Genomic DNA, 271 nt, shown 5'->3' on the forward strand with positions numbered 1-271 from the left:
TCAGCTCATCTTGAATTGGATTCCAAGCAGATGGCAAATGCGGTGATTAAAGGTGCCAAGCGGTTTTTAAAACCATTGAGCGACTATCTTGTCAATCAATTGCGGCAAGAGAAAGTTGTACATATGGATGAGACTCCTTTTCAAGTGCTCGACAGCGGGAAAAGCAGGTCCTATTTTTGGGCTTTGCGAACACCGAAGGAGTTCGCAAAACATCAGATAGCCTACTTTCACTATGCGCCGACTCGTTCAGGAAAAGTCATCAGTGACATAC

At 44.6% G+C, this 271-nt stretch carries 1 protein-coding gene; it reads left to right on the forward strand.

Going from position 1 to position 271, the window contains the following annotated elements; all coding sequences use genetic code 11:
• Positions 1-30 precede the first annotated feature (30 nt).
• Positions 31-271 (forward strand): IS66 family transposase (locus ACLUWI_RS10485; protein ID WP_412147257.1); only part of this gene is annotated, 241 nt, incomplete at its 3' end.

It is taken from the genome of Limosilactobacillus mucosae (genome assembly GCF_046939755.1).
Classification (GTDB): domain Bacteria; phylum Bacillota; class Bacilli; order Lactobacillales; family Lactobacillaceae; genus Limosilactobacillus; species Limosilactobacillus mucosae_A.